21 protein-coding genes are annotated in these 22,069 nt (G+C 57.8%); 4 read left to right on the plus strand and 17 right to left on the minus strand.

The annotated features are described in order from the left end of the window. Window positions 1-57: 57 nt before the first annotated feature. From D3871_RS15580 to D3871_RS31375, 10 genes are all read right to left on the minus strand, one after another. Complete coding sequence (locus D3871_RS15580; RefSeq protein WP_119769725.1) at window positions 58-1,242, minus strand: acetyl-CoA C-acyltransferase; 1,185 nt, start codon at window positions 1,240-1,242, stop codon at window positions 58-60. A 31-nt stretch (window positions 1,243-1,273) separates the two neighbouring features. Beyond that, window positions 1,274-2,179: an SDR family NAD(P)-dependent oxidoreductase gene (locus tag D3871_RS15585; protein WP_119769726.1), complete on the minus strand. Its 906-nt coding sequence runs from the start codon at window positions 2,177-2,179 to the stop codon at window positions 1,274-1,276. Then, window positions 2,179-2,655: a MaoC family dehydratase gene (locus D3871_RS15590; protein ID WP_119769727.1), complete on the minus strand. Its 477-nt coding sequence runs from the start codon at window positions 2,653-2,655 to the stop codon at window positions 2,179-2,181. Before D3871_RS15590 ends, D3871_RS15585 begins: the two co-directional genes overlap by 1 nt. Window positions 2,656-2,670: 15 nt before the next feature. Continuing rightward, window positions 2,671-3,495, minus strand: a complete 825-nt coding sequence (locus D3871_RS15595) for an SDR family oxidoreductase (RefSeq protein ID WP_233575625.1) — start codon at window positions 3,493-3,495, stop codon at window positions 2,671-2,673. Further along, window positions 3,476-5,224 carry an acyl-CoA dehydrogenase family protein gene (locus tag D3871_RS15600; RefSeq protein ID WP_119769729.1) on the minus strand — a complete coding sequence of 583 codons (1,749 nt, stop codon included), beginning with the start codon at window positions 5,222-5,224 and terminating at the stop codon, window positions 3,476-3,478. The genes D3871_RS15595 and D3871_RS15600 overlap by 20 nt, the downstream gene beginning before the upstream one ends. A 17-nt stretch (window positions 5,225-5,241) precedes the next feature. Beyond that, window positions 5,242-6,027: an enoyl-CoA hydratase/isomerase family protein gene (locus tag D3871_RS15605; protein WP_119769730.1), complete on the minus strand. Its 786-nt coding sequence runs from the start codon at window positions 6,025-6,027 to the stop codon at window positions 5,242-5,244. A 116-nt stretch (window positions 6,028-6,143) separates the two neighbouring features. Beyond that, window positions 6,144-7,706, minus strand: coding sequence for a long-chain-fatty-acid--CoA ligase (locus D3871_RS15610; protein ID WP_119769731.1), 1,563 nt, complete (start codon window positions 7,704-7,706; stop codon window positions 6,144-6,146). 143 nt (window positions 7,707-7,849) lie between these two features. Continuing rightward, entirely contained in the window at window positions 7,850-8,527 is a 678-nt protein-coding gene (locus D3871_RS15615) for a Crp/Fnr family transcriptional regulator (protein WP_119769732.1), read from the minus strand. Between the two features lie 101 nt (window positions 8,528-8,628). Then, complete coding sequence (locus D3871_RS31370) at window positions 8,629-8,763, minus strand: hypothetical protein (RefSeq protein WP_274381742.1); 135 nt, start codon at window positions 8,761-8,763, stop codon at window positions 8,629-8,631. Between the two features lie 79 nt (window positions 8,764-8,842). Continuing rightward, complete coding sequence (locus tag D3871_RS31375) at window positions 8,843-8,968, minus strand: hypothetical protein (protein ID WP_274381743.1); 126 nt, start codon at window positions 8,966-8,968, stop codon at window positions 8,843-8,845. Between the two features lie 176 nt (window positions 8,969-9,144). On the opposite strand from D3871_RS31375, the gene D3871_RS15620 reads away from it, so the two are divergent. The 4 genes from D3871_RS15620 to D3871_RS15635 all read left to right on the plus strand — a co-directional run bounded on the left by D3871_RS15620 (window position 9,145) and on the right by D3871_RS15635 (window position 14,402). Beyond that, entirely contained in the window at window positions 9,145-9,471 is a 327-nt protein-coding gene (locus D3871_RS15620) for a helix-turn-helix transcriptional regulator (protein WP_119769733.1), read from the plus strand. Further along, a complete protein-coding gene (locus D3871_RS15625; RefSeq protein ID WP_119769734.1) occupies window positions 9,468-10,766 on the plus strand; it encodes a type II toxin-antitoxin system HipA family toxin in 1,299 nt (432 codons plus the stop codon). Before D3871_RS15620 ends, D3871_RS15625 begins: the two co-directional genes overlap by 4 nt. 393 nt (window positions 10,767-11,159) lie before the next feature. Beyond that, window positions 11,160-12,212 carry a glycosyltransferase family 4 protein gene (locus D3871_RS15630; protein ID WP_119769735.1) on the plus strand — a complete coding sequence of 351 codons (1,053 nt, stop codon included), beginning with the start codon at window positions 11,160-11,162 and terminating at the stop codon, window positions 12,210-12,212. A 12-nt stretch (window positions 12,213-12,224) separates the two neighbouring features. Next, entirely contained in the window at window positions 12,225-14,402 is a 2,178-nt protein-coding gene (locus tag D3871_RS15635; protein WP_119769736.1) for an amylo-alpha-1,6-glucosidase, read from the plus strand. Between the two features lie 9 nt (window positions 14,403-14,411). On the opposite strand, the gene D3871_RS15640 is transcribed toward D3871_RS15635, so the two are convergent. From D3871_RS15640 to D3871_RS15670, 7 genes are all read right to left on the minus strand, one after another. Further along, window positions 14,412-14,783: a VOC family protein gene (locus D3871_RS15640; protein WP_119769737.1), complete on the minus strand. Its 372-nt coding sequence runs from the start codon at window positions 14,781-14,783 to the stop codon at window positions 14,412-14,414. 77 nt (window positions 14,784-14,860) lie between these two features. After that, window positions 14,861-15,220, minus strand: coding sequence for a DUF1428 domain-containing protein (locus D3871_RS15645; RefSeq protein ID WP_119769738.1), 360 nt, complete (start codon window positions 15,218-15,220; stop codon window positions 14,861-14,863). Between the two features lie 283 nt (window positions 15,221-15,503). After that, on the minus strand, window positions 15,504-16,484 hold the full coding sequence (locus D3871_RS15650; RefSeq protein ID WP_119769739.1) for a tripartite tricarboxylate transporter substrate-binding protein: 981 nt from the start codon (window positions 16,482-16,484) through the stop codon (window positions 15,504-15,506). Between the two features lie 102 nt (window positions 16,485-16,586). After that, the gene (locus tag D3871_RS15655; protein ID WP_119769740.1) at window positions 16,587-18,962 is read right to left on the minus strand and encodes a DUF6351 family protein; all 2,376 of its coding nucleotides are present in this window, start codon (window positions 18,960-18,962) and stop codon (window positions 16,587-16,589) included. A 304-nt stretch (window positions 18,963-19,266) separates the two neighbouring features. Beyond that, window positions 19,267-19,905, minus strand: a complete 639-nt coding sequence (locus D3871_RS15660; RefSeq protein WP_119769741.1) for a response regulator — start codon at window positions 19,903-19,905, stop codon at window positions 19,267-19,269. After that, complete coding sequence (locus D3871_RS15665) at window positions 19,898-21,013, minus strand: PAS domain-containing sensor histidine kinase (protein WP_119769742.1); 1,116 nt, start codon at window positions 21,011-21,013, stop codon at window positions 19,898-19,900. Before D3871_RS15665 ends, D3871_RS15660 begins: the two co-directional genes overlap by 8 nt. Further along, window positions 21,013-22,041 carry a Bug family tripartite tricarboxylate transporter substrate binding protein gene (locus tag D3871_RS15670; RefSeq protein ID WP_119769743.1) on the minus strand — a complete coding sequence of 343 codons (1,029 nt, stop codon included), beginning with the start codon at window positions 22,039-22,041 and terminating at the stop codon, window positions 21,013-21,015. Before D3871_RS15670 ends, D3871_RS15665 begins: the two co-directional genes overlap by 1 nt. Window positions 22,042-22,069 lie beyond the last annotated feature (28 nt).

Below are 22,069 nucleotides of genomic sequence, written 5' to 3' on the forward strand. Positions count from 1 at the left end.
GCACCCAGCACTCGAAGTACTGCAGTGGTCACTATTGCGACCGGACTAATTGAGTAATTAAACGACCTCGAAAAGACCTGCCGCGCCCATGCCGCCGCCAACGCACATGGAAACAACGACGAACTTCACACCGCGGCGCTTGCCTTCGATCAGCGCATGGCCGACAAGGCGAGCGCCGGTCATGCCATATGGATGACCGATGGAGATGGCGCCGCCGTTTACGTTGTAGATTTCCGGATCAATGCCGAGTTTGTCGCGGCAGTAGAGAACCTGACAGGCAAAAGCTTCATTGAGCTCCCACAAGCCGATGTCCTCCACCTTCAGGCCATGCTGCTTGAGCAATTTAGGGATGGCGTAGATGGGGCCGATACCCATCTCTTCAGGCGGACAGCCAGCGACGGTCATTCCACGATAGATACCCAGCGGCTCCAGGCCACGACGCTCCGCGAACTTGGCTTCAGTAAGCACACAGGCAGAGGCACCATCAGACAACTGACTTGCATTGCCAGCAGTGATGATGCCGCCTTCGAGCACTGTTTTCAGGCTCGCCAAGCCCTCGTAGGTTGTGTCCGGTCGGTTACCTTCGTCCGCGCTAAGCGAGATGTCTTGGTAACTTATTTCGCCGGTGTTCTTGTCGGCAATCTTCATCCGTGTTTGGATGGGGGCGATCTCGGCGCTCAGGCGGCCCTGCTCTTGTGCCAGGGCGGTGCTGCGCTGCGACTCCAGAGAGTAGCGGTCCTGCGCCTCGCGAGAGATGCCGAACTTCTTGGCCACGTTCTCAGCGGTATACAGCATGGGCATATACGCATGAGGAACCTGTGCAACCACGTTGCTGTCCGCCTCCCGCCCGGCCCAGGCGAAGTACTCGTTTTGGACCGCCGAGATGTTGTCCTGCCCGCCTGCAATGCAGGCTTCCATGCCATCGAACGTAATTTGCTTGGCGGCCGTGGCGATGGCCATCAGGCCAGAGGAACATTGACGGTCAAGCGTCTGCGCGGAAACAGAAACGGGCAACCCAGCAGCGAAGACGGCCATGCGCGCCAGGTTGCCACCGGCAGTACCAGCGCCCAGCACTGTGCCGATAACGACATCTTCGAAGACTTCTCCTTCTAGACCGGAGCGCTCAACGGCATGCTTGATAGCATGGCCCATCAACGTGGGCGACTTGGTGTCATTGAACGCGCCACGATAAGCCCGGCCAATAGGCGTACGGGCGGTAGAAACGATAACTGCTTCACGCATTTTGCAATTCCTTTATAAGCATGGATGGGGCTCAGTGGGCGGCGGAGGCCTTGGTGACGAAGCGCATCGTCTGCTGCGTTGCACCTTCCAAGACGTGCTGGACCGAGGGATCGGAGATCGCCTCAAAGTGGGCAGCAACTCCCTCGGGCGTACGCTCCTCCTCAGGCAGATATACGCCTTCGGTTTCGTAGATGTAGCTGCGCGCAAAAACGCCGCAACCTGCACCGAGAATGACCTTGGACGGAGCTTGTTCGCTCGCCAGAAAGAGCACGCCAGGAGTGACAGTTTCCGGAGCAAGCAGGGGTTGGACGTTCGGAGGAATGAGACCTTCGGTCATCCGGGTCGCTGCCGTGGGAGCCAAGACATTCACGCGAATGTCGACCTTCTGGCCTTCCTGATGGAGCACATTCATCAAACCGACCATGGCAGCCTTGGCAGCACCGTAGTTCGACTGCCCGAAATTGCCGTAAATGCCAGAGGCAGAAGAGGTCAAAATAATGCGGCCATACTTCTGCTCACGCATGGTCTCCCAGACAGCCTTGAGGCAATTGACAGTGCCTTTGACATGCACATCCATCACTGTCCAAAAATCGCTCAGCGGCATCTTCGAGAAACTGGCGTCACGCAGAATGCCTGCATTGGCAATCAGGATGTCGACTCTCCCCCAAGCGGCCTTGGCTTGTGCAAACATGGCCTCTACTTCCTCATAAACCGCTACGTTCGCACCATTGGCAATTGCTTCTCCCCCCAAATCGCGAATTTCTTTTGCGACGGCTTCTGCGGCCAGGAGACTACCGCCATTGCCGTCGCGGGCACCACCGAGGTCATTGACCACTACTTTTGCGCCGCGCGCTGCCAAACCAAGCGCATGGGATCGCCCCAGCCCATTGCCTGCGCCGGTGACGATAGCGACCCGTCCGTCAAATCGAATGGTCATCACTTGCCTCCCGCGTTCACCAGACCGATGGCGATCCACTCGGCGATGAGGGCCGGCTTGTCCTCGCCCTCAATCTCCACGGTGACGGTCGTGACCTGCTGATAGCGCCCCGGAGCAGGCTCCGTGAACTCACTGATCACGAAGCGGGCACGCACCCGCTTGCCACTGCGCACGGGGGACAGAAACCGGATCTTGTTGTAGCCATAATTCACCGTGACCTTGACGTCATCGGGAATTGGCACCGACTTTTCGATCAGCGCGGGCAGCAACGACAGCACCAACAATCCATGTGCAACGGTCCCTCCAAAGGGGCCGTTCTTGGCGCGCTCTGGGTCAACGTGGATAAACTGATGGTCACCCGTAACGTCGGCGAAACTATTGATACGCGCTTGGTCGACCAGGGTCCACCCGGACGGATCGAGCTCTTTGCCCACCAGGGAGCGAAGCGCCTCGGGATTGATTCTTTGGATACTCATGATTTCTCTCCTACTTCAGCGCGTGGTGGAGTAGCCACCGTCCAGAGGAATTACGGCGCCAGTGATATAGGCAGATGCGAGGGACGCAAGGAAGATCGCGGTCCCTGCTACGTCCGAGGGCAAGCCCGTGCGCCGGCGCGGAATCACCGAAACGATCTTGTCGCCCGCTTGTTTGAGCATCTGCGCCGTCATCTTGGTTTCAAACGGACCGGGGGCAATCGCATTAACGCTGATGTTCTCCGCAGCCAGGTGCTTGGCCATGTGCCGCGTGAGGTGGTGCACGGCCGCTTTGCTGGCCGAGTAGGAGTAGTTCTCCATGTCCGGGCTGGTCAACCCATCGATGGAGCCGATATTGATGACGCGGGCGGGGTCTTGCGCCGTGGCGGCGGCACGCAACGCCGGCGCAAGCTGCTGGGTCAGAAAGAAAATGGACCGTACATTAAGATCCATCACTTTGTCCCAGCCACTCTCGGGGAACTCGGCGAAGGGTGCCCCCCACGTCGCGCCCGCGTTGTTGACGAGGAGGTGAATCTTGGGCTCGCGCTCCAGCATGGAGTTGGCAAACTGGGCAACCGCGGTGGGATCGCCAAGATCGGCGCTGAGGCCAATGGCCGTCCCATGCTTGCTCAGAGACGCTGCTGCCTCCACGCAGGCGTCGTGCTTGCGTGAGACCACATAGGTTTTGACACCCGCCTTGACCAAGCCTTCGGCAATCATGTAGCCGATGCCACGCGTGCCACCGGTGACGACCGCGACCTTCCCTTGGAGGTCGAACAAGGATGCAGTACCAGACATGTAAGTTCCTTTGAAAAACGAAAAATCAGATGAAATCCAGCTCATGAGCGAGCAAGGCGTCTTGCACTTCGCTGGCAGCGTTGAGGCGTGCGGCGCGCACATCGACCTCAGGGTGAACAAAGGCAAAGTAGAAATCGGCTTCTGCACGTTTGCTCTGCGCATTGATGGGCAACTTGTCGCCCTGGTCGATGGTTTGCAGCGTCCGCAGCCAGAGCACTCCCATCACTCCATGGCCCACCAGCCACAGGAATTCGCGAGCCATCTCCAGCGCGGAGAACGGTGAGGCTTTGAGCTGCCCGGCCAATGCCACTGCAGCGCCCTCGATCAAGTCCAGCGTCCTCGAGACTTGCGCTGCACGCCTCCCCTGGGGCAGGAAGGCGACTTGTCCGCGCATCCAGGCCAGCAGCTCCGGACAGCCTTCTTCCAGACGTCGCAGCACGATGTCTAGCGATTGCACATCGTTCGTGCCTTCGTAGATGGGCAGGATCTGCACGTCTCGCAGCAGAACCTCGACGCCGCTCTCGCGAATATATCCGTGGCCGCCCAAGGTCTGCATCGCGGCGGTGGCGACCTCCACGCCATACTCGCTGGCGACCACCTTGGACAGGGGCATCAGCATGGACAGCAGACGCTCCGATTGCACGGCCAGGGCCGGGTCTGGACTCGCGGTCGTCTCCTGGGTGATGCTGGCGAAGAAGGCCAGCATGCGCGCACTGGACGTCAACGTACGCATGCGCACCAGTTCACGGCGGATGTTCGGGTGCTCGATGATAGGCACGGAGCCCTTACGGCCACCCACCAGATCGCGGCCCTGGACGCGCTCCCGGGCATAGGCCAATGCCTTTTGGCTGGCGATCTCGGCCACGCCGATGGCTTGGAACGATGTCCCCAGACGGGCGAGTTTCATCATGATGAACATGCCCGCCAGGCCGGTGCCGGGCGTGCCGACGATCCAGCCATGTGCGTCTTCAAAGAGAAGCTCGGCCGTGGCGGAAGCGTGAATGCCCAGCTTGTGCTCGACACGGGGGCATCGCACCCCGTTGGGCACCGTCCAGGCTCCCGATGCGTTTTTTCGGAACTTGGGAACGATGAACAGGCCTAGGCCCGCCAAGCCCGAAGCACCGCCCTGGACACGCGCGAGCACCAGATGCGCGATGTTCTCGGTCAGATCGTGGTCGCCACCCGTGATGAAGATCTTTGTACCAGAAATGCGGTAGGTTCCGTCTCCCGTATCGGATGCGGTCGTGCGCATCAGGGAAAGATCGGTGCCGCACTGCGGTTCGGTTAGACACATCGTGCCATTCCATTCGCCCGACCCGATGCGACTCAGATAGTCTGACTTCAGTACATCAGATCCCAGGGCATCGATCACTTTGTACACACCCAGCCGAAGCGATGCGTAAAGAGCAAAAGACATCGACCCGCTGCTCAGCACTTCGTCGCACGCCAAGCCTGCGGCCAACGGCAGACCCTGCCCGCCATGTTCCGGCGCAACATGCAATGATGCCCACCCTGCGGCAGCCAATTCCTTGTAGACCTCCGGATAACCCCTTGGCGTGCGGACAGAGCCATCGGCCACAGTACAGCCTTCTTCGTCAGCCAGAACCGACAGGGGTACCAAACGTTCTGCGACGAATGTACCTAGCGTGGCCACGATCTCGGATAGAGTGGCCGCGTCAGCATCTGCAGCGCCAGGCATCTGCAGATACTCCGGCGCAAGCACGTGCCCCGCGAGGAAGCGGTAGTCGGAAGAAGGCGCAATGTAGTCAGACATTTCTTCTCTCCTTGCCCTTAAGTACCGCTGAAGGTCATGCCCTTGAAAAGGGATTCGATGCCTTTTTCCTGGACCCTATTGACCGCGCTCTTCATGTCATTGGTATCGAAGGTCGCCGGGGCCAGGGCGATAGTCATGTCATCGGCAGCACTCAGGCCGCTTGCTGCCGACGCGTTCACGATGGCCTTGTTCACCGCATGGGCAATCGTAGGGCCTTCAGACAGTTGCTTGGCGTAGGAACGTGCTTTGGCCTCGACTTCGCTGTCAGGAAGAATGCGATTGATGAGGCCCCACTCCAGCATGGTCTTTGCCGGGTACGGGCTCGCAGAAAACACCATCTCCTTGGCACGCGTTAGCCCAATCCGTTGAACCAGACGCGGCCCGCCACCCAGAAGCGTTGCCGTACCAATGCGTGCTTCCACCTGCCCAAATTGGGCAGACTCCCCCGCCCAGATGATGTCGTGAATCTGCGCAAGCTCCAGACCGCCCCCCAAACACATGCCTCGAACGGCGACCACGGTGGGAAACGGCAGTTTCTCGAAACGCTGAGTCAGCAAGTAACTACGGTTGAGCATGCGACGACCGTCGTTTCCGTCCTTGTTGAGGAAGTTCTCCGTCACATGTGCGCCACCGCAGAAGTGTTCGCCGGTTGCCAGTGTGAGCAACGCACGTGCCTTGTTTTTGACAGCCAGCTCCATGCCCTCTTCAAATCCCGCGAAGGCAGAATTGCCAAGCAGATTTAAAGGCGGGTTATCGAACGTTACGATTGCAAGATTTCCATCCATTTCAAACTTGATGCCCATTTCTATACTCCTTCAGGTGGTATGGGTGCCGTATGGGCGGCCCGGGTTAAGGCCCGATGGGCCTGGTCAAAAAAATAAAGGTTGATTGACTGCCCCCTGCCGAGGGGCAGTGACGGCTATCCGACTTGGCGGCTCTGATTAGCCCAGTAGGGCTCACGCAAGTGACGGCGCAGAACCTTCCCAGTCGCATTTCTTGGAAGCGCTTCCACGAAATCAATGGATTTCGGAACCTTGTAGCCAGCGATGAGCTCTTTAAGAAACGTGAGAATCTCTGCCTCGGAGGTGATTGCCCCGGACTTGAGGACGACCGCAGCCTTGACTGCCTCGCCCCACTTTAGGTCTGGCACCCCAAATACCGCCGCCTCTGCGACCGCCGGGTAGTTGAAAAGCGCGTTCTCCACTTCCGCGGGGTAGACGTTCTCTCCGCCCGAAACAATCATGTCTTTCTTGCGGTCATGAAGAAAGACGTAACCCTTCTCATCCATGTAACCAAGGTCACCGGAGTAAAGCCACCCATTACGAAGAATCGCAGCGCTGTCCTCGTTACGATTCCAGTAGCCCTTCATGACCTGGGGGCCACGTCCGACAACCTCGCCAACCTCACTGCGCGGGAGCTCGACACCGTCGTTGTCAACAACCTTGACCTCGGTATCAGGCAGCGGACGGCCACAGGACAAAGTGAGATGGATGTTGCCGGCGGCGATCTCACGATGGTCCGAAGGAGACAGATAAGTGATGGGTCCATTGGTCTCTGTCAATCCGTACACTTGGCCAAATTCCGCCTGAGGAAACGCGGCCATCGCTTGCAACAGAGACTCAGTGGCCATGGGTGCCGCACCGTAAATCACCAACCGAAGACTCTGACAGTCGCGAGAGCCCTTAGGCAATGCGGCAACCAGCGCGCGAATCATCATAGGAACCATCATGAGAACAGTGATGCCCACGGACTTGATGGCTTGAACCAGCGTGACTGGATTGAAGTCCTTGAAAACCACCAAGGTAGAACCCGCATACAAGCCCGCCAGTCCCGCACCTGCCCCTGCGACATGCCCATGGGGAAGAATACACAACACCACGTCGGCAGGGTTCATGCTCGTCCACGGAGAAGGCACACCAACGTCAAGTGGAGCGAACGCGCTCGTTACATTGGCGTTGGTCAGCTGAACTCCTTTTGGCTTCGTGGTCGTTCCACTCGTGTAGAGCTGGATGCAGACTTCATTTTTCTTGGATGTTGTAGACGGCTCAGTGGCCGACTGTGAATTTCTCCAACGGGTGAACTCATCCCCGGTAGGAATCACCTTCTCGACGAAGCTCAGTTCCTCTTTTGCCTGTTCGAGCATAGGAAGATATGCAACGCCAGCAAACACCACCCGCGCGCTGCAATCCGATATCACAGTCACTGCTTCAGATTGTGTTGACCGTGAATTCATCGGAACAACTACAGCGCCGATGCGCGCTGCACCAAGCCACACCTCATAAAACTGGTCGCTATTTGTATCCAATAGGACCAGACGCTCGCTGCTTTTTACGCCCAATGCCAAAAGCCCGTTCGCGACTTGGTTAACACGTTGATTCAGTTCTTTGTATGTGGTGCGGCGATCTTCAAACACCAATGCAATCTGCGCTGGTCGCTCATGGGCATGATGGCGAACCACATCCGAGATGTCTTGAGTAATCACTTTGTCCCCTCCTCATCGCAAGTCAATGCGTTTCGTTTTGATGAGGATGAGTATAGGAATGGATGCGTCTCGACACCGTCGGCTAGCCGACACTTGGGGGGCAGATACCCCATAAAGTTTACGATAGTGCAGGCGGCAGTCGCCTACACGGCCTTGCGGGCCCGAGATGAGTACTCCCGCAGTCCCGCCAGGTTTTTGACAATGATTTTCCCGTATCTCGTCTCTATGAAACCTTCGCGCTTGAGCTCATTCACTATAGCGCTAACCGTCTGACGCGTTGTTCCAATCATGAGCCCGAGATCTGCTTGAGACAGTTCAAGTTCTTGACCATTCTCCGTCAAGTATTGATGTTCAGCCAGGATGACTAGATGGGATGCAACCCGCGATGCAACCGGAAGGGTCACGAGTTCCTGAATGATCTGCAGAGTTCCCCTTAGGCGATGACACGCTTGCGTTGCAATGGCGATGTCGTATACAGGGGAGACCGCCCTGAGCTCTATGAGGTCCTGAACAGTCCATACCCGCAGCAAGGTCTCGCCTTGGGTGGCAATAGTCACGGGATAAGGGCTTCTGTCGAGGGCGGAGCTGTCTGCAACCACATCGCCTTTCCCGTAGACGTACAGCAGCACTTCCTGGCCTGCATCGTCCAGAACGTACTTTCGGATTGACCCATCAAGGATTTGAAAAAACTGATGGGTGATGTCGCCCTGCCGGTAAAGAATCGTCGAATCAGGGAGTTTCCTCAACCTTGCCCTGTCCAGCAGGTTTTTTCTTGCCTCGGGCCCTAGGGTTTCAATCCAGTTAAATCCAAGGTATTGCATGACATCTCCTTGGGCATCCAGAGGCGCCCCCGTTTATCGTTGTCATCAAACGCTATTAGGTACTCCGAGAGCTGCATCATTCGCTCGGATGTGATCGCAATTTACTTAGCGACGTTGTCCAGCGAGAGGATGGCGATATGCCCATCCATTGTCATGGTCACCTGCGATTTGCTTTGCTTGTCATCATTCATGATCAATTCCACCAGATGCAATAGTTCTGGACTTAGTCGTGTCATACCAAAACGCCTCGAATGGACCAAACAGTCTACAGCATGATCAAAGCGAAAAGCTATGATGGCGAGACACAGCCCTCTGTTAGATCAGGATACCCGCACCTGCTCCCACTTTTCCTAATGGAGCCAACACAAATGCCCGCTGGCCCAGGCAAGAAATCGGTGCCCCGTGGTCTCCGCTGGTGTCGTTCTTGAGGGAGTGCGGCATGCGGCGCTCCTGTCATTGAATGTTGCGATAGAGATATCGCCATTGCCCCCAGTTTTCCTCGCGCGAATGATTATTTCAATGATCAGTTACAACCCAATTGCTTGTCATAGTTAGCATTGCCTTTACCGATATGCGTGCTATTCTAAGTTATCTTTTTCATTGTAATGATTACTGGAATGAGCATCTTGATCGAAATGGCAGGCGCACGCAAGGCCGCCGGGTTGGCGCAGGAAGCCGTCGCCGAAAAGGCCGGCTTGAATCGCATGACGGTACAGAAGATCGAGGCGCAGACTATCGACCCGAAGCTTTCGACGCTGGAAGTGCTGGCGCGCGCCTTGGGTATGGAAATCATGCTGGTGCCCGCAGCGCTACGGCCCAGCCTGGAAGACTTCGTGCGTGCCGGTGGCAAAGTCTTGGGGCAACCGGCCGGCCTGGAAGCGCCGAGATCGGCGGTCGATGAATTGGTGCATCCACGCATGACGTTGCCTAAGGGTCGCCCATGAGCACCGCGATCCGCTACCTGCGGCTGTATCTGCATAGCCCACAAGGCAAACGGCCGATCGGCTACCTGTCGCAGTACGGCGACATCTTGCGCGTGTCGTTCGACCTCGATTACATCCACGATCCGCAGCGCCCGATGCTTTCCTTGAGTTACCTCGGCAGCACAGAAGGCGGGACGCGGCAGATCCTGAGCGCCGCGCGCGATGAGCGCTTGGCCCGCAACGATGGCAAGTGGCCGGCATACTTCCAAAATTTGTTGCCGGAAGGGCATAACCGCGACCGTCTCGCGCAACAACGCGGATGCCGGCCGGAAGACGAATTTGAACTCTTGGCAGCAGCAGGGCACGATTTGATGGGCGGCATTGAAGTCGCACCGGTGCCAGAAAATGAAGGGGTGCCGACCGTGGTGCGCCACTGGCATACCGCACTCGGCCTGGATGTGCTGGAGCCCGGCTTTGTTGAGTTTCCGGTGGAAGACGCCGCCGCGCTGCCAGGCGTGGTCACCAAGTTTTCCGCTGTGCATGACGGCCGCCGTTATGTGGTCAAGCGACACGGCGCGGCCGGCTCGTTCATCCTAAAGCTTCCCAGCTCCCGCCATTCCGACCTGGTGGCCAATGAATTCATGGGTTACCAGCTCTGCCAGGCACTTGATCTGGATTGCTCGCACGCCACGGTGATCTCGCGCGATGAGGCAGAACTGCCTGAGCAGGTGCCGTTCAATGACATTCTGGCGGTGACGCGCTTTGACCGCAGGGTGGACGGCACACGGCTGCACATGGAGGAATTCACGCAGGTGCTGGGCTACGAACCGCGCCACAAATACGGCAAAGGCTTACAGGCCGATTATTCGGCCATGCTGAGCGTGCTGAATCGGTTCTCCGGCAACCCCGCCACCGACGTCCAGGAATTCGTGCGCCGGTTTGTGGCATTCATCCTGATGGGGAATACGGATGCGCACCTGAAGAATTGGGCGGTAATGTATCCGGACGGCGTCACCCCGCAGTTGACGCCCCTGTACGATCCGGTGTGTGTGACCGCCTTTTTCGATGATGTGGCGGAGAGCGAGTATGCGTTGAATCGTGCGATCGACGCGAAGGTGCGCGCGCTAAGCTGGGAGGACGTCGAGGCCTTGTTGCGGCAAGCAAAGGTGCCGCGCCTCAGCCGCCTGCTGCAGATCGCCAAGAGCACCGTCAAACAAGCGCAGGCGGAATGGCCGAAATTGCTAGAAGGCGCGCCGGTGAATATGCAGCGTGCGATCACAGAGCGACTGAGCGGCGGTGTTACGCTGACCAAATGACGTGGCGATCCCAGAGACAACAAAGCCACCGGTTTTCCAGTGGCTTTGCTTTTTACCATCGCGACAGTCGATTCAACACGTTTAACCGACCGGCCCGCTTGCGGAGTGCCGATCATCCGACAGACTTTATTTGTCGTGATCAGCGGCATTTATTCTTCTAGCATCGCTGCAATAGGTCAAATACGTAGATGGGTATCGCCGGTCCGATTGCCTGCATCGCGAGCTTTTGTTGCAGCTCAACACAGCTCTTCGGCAGAGGGTGAAGACTACGCTTTTGTACTCAAAGCGATATAAGCGAATGATGCATTAAGAACATGTTTTTTAAACATGTTCTTATTACCTGCCATGTTGGTTCAGGTGGCATGTCATTTTTCGCTGAAGCTACCTACGTTAATGAAAATTGCCCAGGTTGCGCCAGTTTTTGAACGCGTCCCGCCCAAGGCTTATGGCGGTACAGAACGTGTGATTTCTTATTTGACCGAAGAACTGGTGCGGCAAGGTCACGAAGTGACGCTTTTCGCTTCTGGCGACTCGATCACCCGAGCCCGACTGTTATCCGCCATGGAACAAAGCCGTCGATTCGATGCGAGGGATCACGAATGGTTGATGTATCAAACCATTGCAATGGACCAAGTCAATTCACTGGCAACGGAATTTGACGTCATTCATTTCCATACCGATTATCTGCATTTCCCGCTTACCAGAAAACTGGCAGTTCCTCATGTCACTACTTTGCATGGGAGACTGGATTTGCCTCAACTCGTGCCGCTATACCGCCATTTTCATGATATCCCTTTGGTATCAATATCCGAGAGCCAACGCCTTCCCTTGCCGGGGGCGAACTGGCGCGCGACGGTGCACCATGGCTTGCCAAGCGATCTATACGAATTTCATCCGCAGTCAGAGGGTTACTTTGCATTTGTCGGCAGAATCTCGCCCGAGAAACGTGTCGACCGGGCGATCGAAATCGCCGTGCGCTGCGAAAGACCGTTATACATTGCGGCAAAAGTCGACAAGGCAGACGAACCGTATTTCAACGAACAGATCAAGGCACGGCTAAATCATCCACTGATTGAATATATCGGCGAAATTGGCGACCAGGAAAAGCAGCGTCTGATTGGAAATGCCGCAGCACTCCTGTTTCCCATTGATTGGCCCGAACCATTCGGGATAGTGATGATCGAATCGTTCGCTTGCGGCACTCCGGTCATCGCCTACAGGCACGGTTCTATTCCAGAAATCCTGCGACACCGTGCGACGGGCTTTGCCGTAAGCAACCAAGAGGAAGCCATTGCGGCTGCCACATGCATCGGCGAAATCGATCGAGAGGTTTGCCGAAAGGAATTCGAGCACCGCTTCACTGCGAAACACATGGCGGATAATTATTTACGCGTCTATCAGCAAGTGCAGCAGGACTACGAAAGCGCGGGTAGACGCATTCAATAGCTGGATAAGATCATGATCAAGAAAGTCCAACTTGGTGATCAATGGTACATTTTGGCGACTGCATCGCCTGCGGATGAACGAAGGCGTGTACTCAAATATAACGATACCTTCGCCATCTTCGATCGTTTTGGCGATGTCCAATGCATTGGCATGGGGGAAGAGGGTATTTACCACGGCGATACGCGTTTTCTGTCACACCAGGATTTGCTGATCGCCGGGGTAAGGCCGATGTTTTTGAACTCTGCAGTCAAGGAAGACAACGGGCTGTTCGTCATCGAATTGATGAACCCCGATATCCCGCTTGCCGGCGGTGGCCGAATCGAAAAAGGCTTGCTTCATATTTTCCGGGCCAAGCTTTTGTGGGATGGCGCCTGTTATGAACATGTGCGCGTCGTGAACTTTGGGCTGGAAGCCATCGAGACATCCATTTCCATGGAATTCGGTGCGGATTATGCCGATATCTTTGAAGTGCGGGGATTTGAACGCAACCGGCAAGGCGAACATTTTTCGCCAGCCGCCACCCGCAACAGCCTCGTGTTCGCATACCGAGGAGCGGATGGTGAAACGCGCAAGACGCAGATCGACTTCGACCCCGAACCGGAACGCATCGCCAATCACCGCGCCGACTTTCGTGTGGCATTGGCTCCCAAGGAGGAGGCACATTTCTACGCTACCGTAAGGTGCCAGCTCGACAGCCAGCCAATTCAGGCACAGGATGAGACAGGGGATTATTTGTCGGTATTGAAGCAGGCCAATACGGTGCTCGGCAAACGCTTGAACGAGTCTTGCAAGGTGACGACATCCAATCCCTTGGTCAATCACTGGATCGATCGCTCCTCGTCGGACCTGGTCATGCTGACTTCGACGCTACCGCTAGGAAGGTATCCGTATGCCGGCGTACCCTGGTATTCCACTACCTTTGGACGCGACGGCATTTTGACTGCGTGGGAATGCTTGTGGATCGATCCCGACCTCGCCAAGGGCGTACTGAAAATACTGGCGGCGACCCAGGCCACCAAGGAAGACCCGACATGCGACGCCGAGCCGGGCAAGATATTGCACGAAGCGCGACAAGGCGAACTGGCCATCCTGGGCGAAGTGCCGTTTCGCCGGTATTACGGCACTGTCGACGCGACGCCGCTCTTTGTCGGCTTGGCCGGCGCCTATCATGAACGCACCGGCGATATCGGTTTCATCCGGTCGATCTGGCCAAATATTCGCCGTGCTCTCGACTGGATGGACCGCTATGGCGACGTCGATGGCGATGGCTTCGTCGAGTATGCACGGCGCAGCGAAACGGGCTTGGTACAGCAAGGCTGGAAAGACTCGAATGATTCGGTATTCCATGACGACGGACAGCTGGCGGACGCGCCGATTGCGCTATGCGAAGTGCAAGGCTATGTGTATGAGGCGAAGCGCTATGCCGCCAGGATGGCCACAGCACTTGGCGAGAGCGCTTACGCGGACCAATTGCAGAAGGCTGCACAACTGCTGAAGAAAAATTTTAACGAGGCTTTTTGGTGTGAAGCCATCGGCACCTATGCGTTGGCGCTGGACGGCAAAAAGCGGCAATGCGCGGTGCGCTCTTCCAATGCTGGCCACGTCTTGTGGAGCGGGATCGCAGATCCTGTTTTGGCCGAGCGTGTTGCGCAGCAGCTGGTCAGTGAAGAATTCTTTTGCGGCTGGGGTATTCGCACCCTTTCCAGCAAAGAGGTGCGCTATAACCCAATGGCCTATCACAATGGCTCGATCTGGCCGCATGACAATGCCTTGATCGCGGCCGGCATGGCCAGATACGGTTTTACAGCCCACGCGATGAAAGTGTTCTCCGGTCTGTTCGATGTCAGTTTATTTGTCGATCAACATCGTTTGCCTGAATTATTTTCCGGTTTTAATAAACGCGCGGGGGAAGGACCGACACTGTATCCGGTGGCATGTTCTCCCCAGGCATGGGCAGCCGCAAGCGTCTTTTCTTTGTTACAGGCATGTCTTGGACTATCGTTCAATCCCGAAACTTCCGAAGTGCGATTTCGTCATCCGCATCTGCCGGAATTTATCGACACTCTTGAAATCCGCGGCCTGACCATCAACGATGCCGTCATGGATCTGCGACTGCAACGTTATCCGAACAACGTGGGTATCAACGTTCTTCGTAAAGAGGGTCATGCCGAGGTGGTTGTCATCGCCTGACGGGAGTGTTTACTGCATCGAATGCAATCCGATCATATTGCCTTCGGTATCGACGATCAGCGAGATGAAACCATAGGGACCGATGGAGGTTTTTTCTTTTTCCACCTTGCCGCCGGACGCCAGCGCCCGGCCTTCCTCCACCTTGCAGTCGGCACAGCTGAAGTAGACCAGCACACTGTTCGCGCCCGAAGCAAAGCCCGGCATGCGGACAAGCGCACCGGCCGCTCCATACGCTTCGTTCTGCATCGGGAACGCCAGCATTTCCAGATCCGGGGCGTCGAGGTTTGTGAGCTCGATACCTAATACGTTCTCATAGAAAGCCTTGGCGCGCGCCATGTCTTGCACATAGATTTCAAACCAGCCAACGGGATTGTTATTCATTACAAGATCCTCTCAGGATGAAAGAAGAAGAGACGGAACAAAACAGCGATGCGGCAAAGCGATGCCGCCGCGGTTACTCAAAGATCGACCAGCATATCGAACCCGCCATAGATCATCCGCTTTCCATCGAAGGGCATGGCGCCAGGGTTCATCATGTCGGCCATGCGCGGATCCTTCATGACTTTGTCATTGACTTCATCGCGATGGGCGCGCGACTTGAACACGATCCATGAAAACACCACGGTTTCATTGTCTTCAAGATTGACGCTTTGCGGAAACGAAGTCAGTTTGCCCGGCTTCACATCCTCGGCGATGCATTCACGGAATTCCAGCGCACCATGCTCGCGCCAGATCGCTCCGGCCTTGGTCGCCATCTCGCGGTAAGCATCGAGATTCGTCTTCGGAAGCGGAAGCACAAAACCATCTACATAAGCCATGACATTCTCCTCGGGGAATAGATTTTCAGGATTTGAGACAGGTAGGAAACGAGCGTCCGCGACCGATTGCACGGCTTTTCTTTCGCATGGCGTATCGAAAAACCTTTCGGACACCTGACACCAGCTTAACCTCAAAGAACGAACGCGTCTTCATCTCTATCAACAGGCCGCTCACATAACAAAAAGCACCACATTCCATCATGGAATGTGGTGCTGTATGTGGTGCTCATCGCTCATAAAAACGCAGCGGCAGGCTACATGCACACTATCGCATTAAAAACCGCTAGGCCTTCCGCGCCAAGCCCATGCTTTCAATCAATTCCTTCTCTTCCTTGAAGGTATCCTGCGCAAACTTGGTATAGGTTGCGCTATCCATGTAAATGATAGGCTGGTCGAATTTTTCCAGCGTGGAGACGACGAGCGGGTCTTCCAGGGTTTTCTTCAACGCATCCTGCAGGCGCGTCACCAGCGCCGGGTCCATGCCTTTCGGTCCGCCGATGCCGAATGGCGAATCGGAAACGGTCTGGTAACCGAGTTCCTGCAGGGTCGGCACGTTCGGCCAGCGCTTGGTGCGCTTGCTGCCATAAGTCACCAGCAGGCGCGCACGTCCCGCCTCCACTGCCGACGCCCAGCCGGTCGCATCGCTGTGCGCCATCACATGTCCGCCCAGCAAACCCTGCATGCCGTCCGCGTTGCCCTTGAACGGAATATGCAGCAACTTGATACCGGCGCGCTTGGCGAACTGTTCGACCACCAGATGCGGCGTGGTGCCGGTTCCGGTGGAACCGTAGCTGAAGCCGTCCGGGTTCTGCTTCGCGTACTCCACCAGATCCTTGACGCTCTTGATCGGCGAATCGGCGCGCACCACCAGGCCGAAGGTATAGCCGGTCAGGCAAGCGATGTAGGTCAGGTCCTTCATCGGATCGAAGGCAACCTTTTGCATGTGCGGCAGGCGGAAAATACCGAGTGGCAGTTGCGACAGGGTATAGCCGTCAGGACGTGCATTGCTCAGTTCAACGGCACCCAGAATACCGCCGGCGCCCGGTTTGTTTTCGATTACCACGGTGCCGCCAAGCTGTTTCGACAGGCTGTCTCCGAACGCGCGCATCACGACGTCGGTGGAACCACCGGCCGGCCACGGGCAAAGCAGACGCACTGGCCGGTTCGGATATTGGGCCTGTGCAAGGGAGGGAACGGCGATCGTGGCGCCTGCAGCCACGGAGGCCTTGATGAAATCGCGGCGGGTGATCCTGTTTTGTGTCATATCTGTCTCCTCGTACAACGAATGAACGCAAATAATGCGTTCCCTAGAATAGCAAAAAGGCCCGCATCCGACAGGATGCGAGCCGTGTTACGAAAAAAACGATCAGCGTGGAGCCGATACCGGCGCTGCGGCAATCGGTTGACCACCGCCGGCGCTGAAGTTCAGCGCTCCTGCGGCTTCCTGCTGGGCTACGCCCGGCTTGCTCCAGTCGCACACGCCACCCGGGAATACTGCCTGCATGCGCTGCAGTTGTGTCGCGCTCAGTGCCTGGGGAGCGTAATCCGCAACATTGAGCGGCTTCAACTGGCACTTCAGGATGTCTTCTGCCAACGGTCCGCCCGCAATCTGGCGCGGCGAACTGGCCGGACGCAGGAACGGATCGGTATCGCACTGCGCCCGGTTGGTGACCTTGGTGCTTTGCGTTGCATCACTGCTCAGGTAGCAGAAATCGAATGCTTCGGCCGGCTTGGCTTTGACCACTTTTTGCTCGATTGGCGTCGCGCTGGTGTCAGCCTTCAGGTTGGTCAGCCACTTGTCCATGGTCAGGAAGGAATCCAGCGCCACTGCAGTGCTCGGCACGAAACCGGTACGGCCAAAACGCCACATCACATGGTTGTCGTGATTGCCGTTGGCCTTGTCCATACGCTCACGCAACTGGAAACTGCGCCAGGTGTGGTGAATGCCAGTCAAGCCTGCAGCGGATCCCGCCAGACCGATAGGCAGCGGGATGATGGTCGAATCGTCCCAGCCGCGCATATCGATGATGGCCGTCTTGGCGAGCTGCTTGCCGCTGGTGACGATACCGGCACGGTAGGCAATCGCCAGTCCCTCCTGATCGGCAATCGTCCTGCTGGCAGACAGCACCGAATCACGGGTCGCGCCGCCGATCCTTTCATTCAGCGTCACGAACTCTTCGGCAGTGATGCCGCCGCTGACGAATGCCTTCAGGCCATATTGCACCCCGACATTGTCACGCGTATCGCGCGGGTAGATGGTGCCCGGCACTTTGCCGAAGACAGCGACCGCACTGTCGAGCGCTCCGCAACGCGGACCGTTCGGGTTGGTGACCGGATCGTAGACGACCGAAGCCGGCAATCCGCAATTGTTGACCGATGTCGGCAACTGGGTGATGGCGCCAGTTGCGTTATCGCTGACGACACGGGCAAAGAAGTTACCCGGCTTGCCGTTGTTGCCGAACAGGTTGTTCCAGGCATGGCAGGCCGTCTGGTCGACATGGCCGTTGATCGCTGCCTTCTTCGCATTGATCTGCGCCTGGGTATAACCGGAAGCCGTCATCAGCGCCAGCCATTCCGGCTTTTGATAAGCCTCGACCAGCAGGACGCAATCCAGCACTTCCATGGTCGTGGTTTCCGAGTCCGGATAGGTACAGGTCGGCTGGATGCCATCCAGCAGGCCCGGCATGATCGACGATGCGGTGTTCTGGTTGATCGAGCCGCCCGAGCAGCCTGCGCCCATGGTGAACTTGATTTCGCCGTAATTCTTGGTGATGCGTTCTTTCATCATCATGACGGTTTCCGTCATCAGCACGCGATTCGAGTTGTATTGCGAATCGGTCAGACTGTTTTGCACCACCATATAACCGCGCGACAGCGACTTGTCATCGGCCCAGGAACCTTGCGGACGGAATTGCTTGCGCGGCTGGCCGGTGCTGGAGCCGAACTGGTAGAGCACCTTGCCGTTCCATGTGGATTGCGGCGCGGTTGCGGTCCACGGCTTGCTCGGGTCGAACAATACCGCGATATCGTAAATGCCGCGATTGACGGTACCGCGCTCGCGCCGAACGATATACGGAACGGTCACGCCGGCATCGGTCGTGGTGGTCGCCAGGTCGGCTGGCGCAGGCGCCGCCGGATCGTAGGGCTTGAAGCAGGCGGTGGCTGGCGCAGTCGCCGGCGGTGTCGGGTCGGGCAAGACGTTGGTGCAACCCGCCGTTCTGGTTTTATAGAAGTAGCGGGTTTCGGTCTTGATATTGCACTGAGCGTCGGTTGCGGCGCTGGACAGGCCGCTGCCATTGCTCGACGGCGTGGTACCGGATTCCGGCTGCGCGGTCGAGGTCGCACAGACCCAGGGCTGTACCTGAGGACCGGAAATGATAGGGCCGCCGATCGGGAAATTGGTGACTTTCAGGCTGGAAGGCTTTATGCCGTTGCCTTGCGCGGTAATGGTGTTGTCGCCGTTAGCCAGTCCGGCGACTACGCCGGTCAGGCGGCCATTACGCAGCGCGAAAGCACTGCTGACATCGCGTCCGCCGACGTCGACCTTGATGTCCGACGCATTGACGCCTGCCGGAACCGCGACCTCGACCAGCGCATCGCCGCCGCTGACGAAGTCGGCGCGGCTGGACAGCACCTTGATTTCCGGCGCTGGCGCATCATTGCCGCCGCCACCGCAGGCGGTTAGTACGAGGCTGATGGCGGTCACGGGGACTGCCCGCAACCACGGCATGTTGTGAATCATGTTGTCTCCTGTATTAGTTTTTAGTCGCCCGAGAGCGCTCCGCGGCACACTGTGTCGCAGATGCAAAAATGATAGGAATTGACAGCCTTGCAAGCAAGTCGGAAAGCGCATGCGGCGATGTCAGATAGTTCTGACATCGCGCGCGCGGCAGTGATGGTGCGCTGCGATTTTGCGTGATCGTCGGGCTAATCGCGGCAAAAGCCATGGCATGGATGCGCGCGCATCGGTCAGCGAGAATCGGTTATTTGATATTTGTCAGATGCGGGCGCGCCACAACGACGAGGCGGGAGGCTTAAGCGCCGCCTTAATCGATCAGGTTGTTGCGCACCGCGTATTGGATCAATTCCGCATTGGTCGTCACGCCACGCTTTTCCAGAATGCGGCTGCGGTAGGTGCTGACTGTCTTCACGCTGATCGACAGGCGCGATGCAATCATGGTCAGCGATTCGCCGCGCACCAGCAATTCAAAGATCTGCGCTTCGCGGATCGACAGCTTGCGCGGTTCCGAGGGATCGTCGGTCGAACCATTCAGTGACGAGATCAGCATCTCGGTCACTGCCGCCGACATGTATTTTTTGCCGTTCAGGACCGTGCGCACCGCACCGATCAGGTCGGAGGCTTCCATATCCTTGGCCACATAGCCATGTGCGCCGGCACGCAAGGCGCGCAATGCATATTGCTGTTGCGAGTACATGCTGAGCATGATCACGCGCAGCGCGGGAAATTCGGCATGGATGACCTCCAACAGATCGAAACCGCTGCGTGCGGGGAGATTGATATCGAGCAGAACGACATCGAGTTGTTCGTGACTGCGCAATTTCGCCAGGCCCTCGGCCCAGTCGCCCGCTTCATCGACCACCTGAAAATCCGGTTCGTCCTGCAGCATTTTTTTCAAGCCGGAGCGAAACATCGCGTGGTCGTCAATGAGCATCAGCTTAATCAAGTGGCAGTTCCTCGTTTGCATCAAGTGGCGCAACCAGGACGATGCACGTTCCTTGCCCGGGTGCGGAATCGATGCTCAGCGTACCACCCAGCTCACGCGCGCGTTCTTTCATCGACAGGATTCCAAAGCAGGGCGCGCTCAGGTCGGGCGTCGCATTGGCGCGCAGGGGCATGCCGATGCCATTGTCGCGAATATCGACACGGAACATGTCGGCATCGATCGCTGTGACTACCGTGACCTCGGTGGCCTGCGCATGGCGGGCGATATTGGTCAGCGCTTCCTGCAATATCCGGTACGCCATGGTGGCGCGGGAATTGGTCAAAGGCAGATGCAACTCGGTCGGATGCATCGTGACGCGGATACCGGAACGCTTTTCGAAACGCTCCAGATGACTTGCCATTGCCGTCGTCAGCCCCAGGTATTCAAGCGCCTGCGGATGCAGCGACTCGGAGATTTCGCGCACGTTATTGATGGCTTCCTGCAGCAAGCCGTTGAGGTCGTCGGCGATTTCGCGTATTTCGTGCTGCTCGCCGTGGTCGGTGCGGCGCAAGATACGTCCGACATTGAGCTTCATCGAGGTCAGCAGGCCGCCGAGCACATCATGCACTTCGCGCGCATAGGCCGAGCGCTGGCGCTCGCGCACCGCGATCAGATACGCGGCAAGTTCCTGGTACTGCTGCCGCGACTCTTGCAACTGCCGGGTCTGTTCGAGCTGCTCGGTGACTTCGATGCCGACGCCGACCACCGCCGGGCGGCCGCGATATTCGAGCGCCATGCCATGCACATCGATGAAGACGATGCTGCCGTCGCGATGCAGGCCGCGCACGATGAAGCGCATGCTCGGCTCGATACCCGAGACGCGGCGGTGATAGCGTGCGCTGACTTCGGCCGCATCTTCCGGCGGCACGAAGCGCGACACCGGCTGTCCGATCAGTTGTTCCGGCACATGGCCGGTCATCGCGGCCCAGGTCGCGTTCGAGTACTGGAATACTTCATCCTGGATGATGTAGACGCCGGCCAGCGCCTGTTCGACCAACCCGCGAAACGGGATGCTGGTCACGTCGAATCCCTGCGACGCGTCCCCCGTGTCGATTCCCGGGCCGCACATCAGTCGAGCTTGGCGCCGGAGCGCTTGACCACGCTTTCATAACGCCGGTTTTCGCGGCGCACGAGGTCGGCGAACTGTGCCGGCGTGGTGGGCGCCGGCTCTGCCGCCAGTTTCTGCATCCGCTCGCGCACCGCCGGCGAGCGCAGTGCCGCAGTGAATTCCTTGTTCAGCCTGTCGACGACCGCCGGCGGTGTTCCGGCCGGCGCAAAGATGCCGAACCAGGTGCTGATATCAAAATCCTTGAAGCCCGCCGCGCCGCTCTCGGCAATCGTCGGCAGGTCGGGATAGGCGGATGCGCGGCGCAAGGTGGTGACGCCGATCGCCTTGATCCGGCCATCGCGTATGCGCGGCGCGGCCGAACCGAGATTGTCGAACATCAGCTGCACATCGCCGCTGAGCAGCGCGGTCTGTGCCGGCGCCGCGCCGCGATACGGTATGTGCACCATGAAGACGCCGGCCATCTGCTTGAACAGTTCGGCCGCCAGATGGCCGCCGCTGCCATTGCCGCCAGAGGCGAAATTGAGCTTGCCGGGATGGCGCTTGAGATAAGCAATCAGGTCGGCAACGCTGCGTATATTGTTTTGCGCGGCGAAATCGGCGTTCAGCACCAGCACATTGGGCAGATCGGCCACCAGCGTAACCGGCTGAAAATCCTTCAGCGGATCGAAAGGCATGCGTGGATATAGCCAGGGATTGATGGCGTGCGTCGACAGCGCGCCCATGCCTATCGTGTGTCCGTCCGGGGCCGCTTTCGCGACCACATCCATACCGATATTGCCGCCCGCGCCGGAGCGGTTGTCAACCACGACATTGCCCAGCGTAGGCCGCACGGCTTCGGCCAGGATGCGGGCGGCGGCATCGAGCGGCCCGCCGGCCGGAAATGGCACGACAAAGGTGATCGGTTTGCCGGATGCAGAAAAATCCGTGGTTTGCGCACTGGCCCACGGAGCTTGGGCAGCCAGTGCCAGCACGGCGATGGCCAGGATGCGGCGGCGCAGGCTAAACGATGCATTGCGCTTTAAGTTCATGCGGGACTCCAGGATGAAAAGGATGGTG

It is taken from the genome of Noviherbaspirillum saxi (assembly GCF_003591035.1).
Lineage (GTDB): Bacteria > Pseudomonadota > Gammaproteobacteria > Burkholderiales > Burkholderiaceae_D > Noviherbaspirillum > Noviherbaspirillum saxi.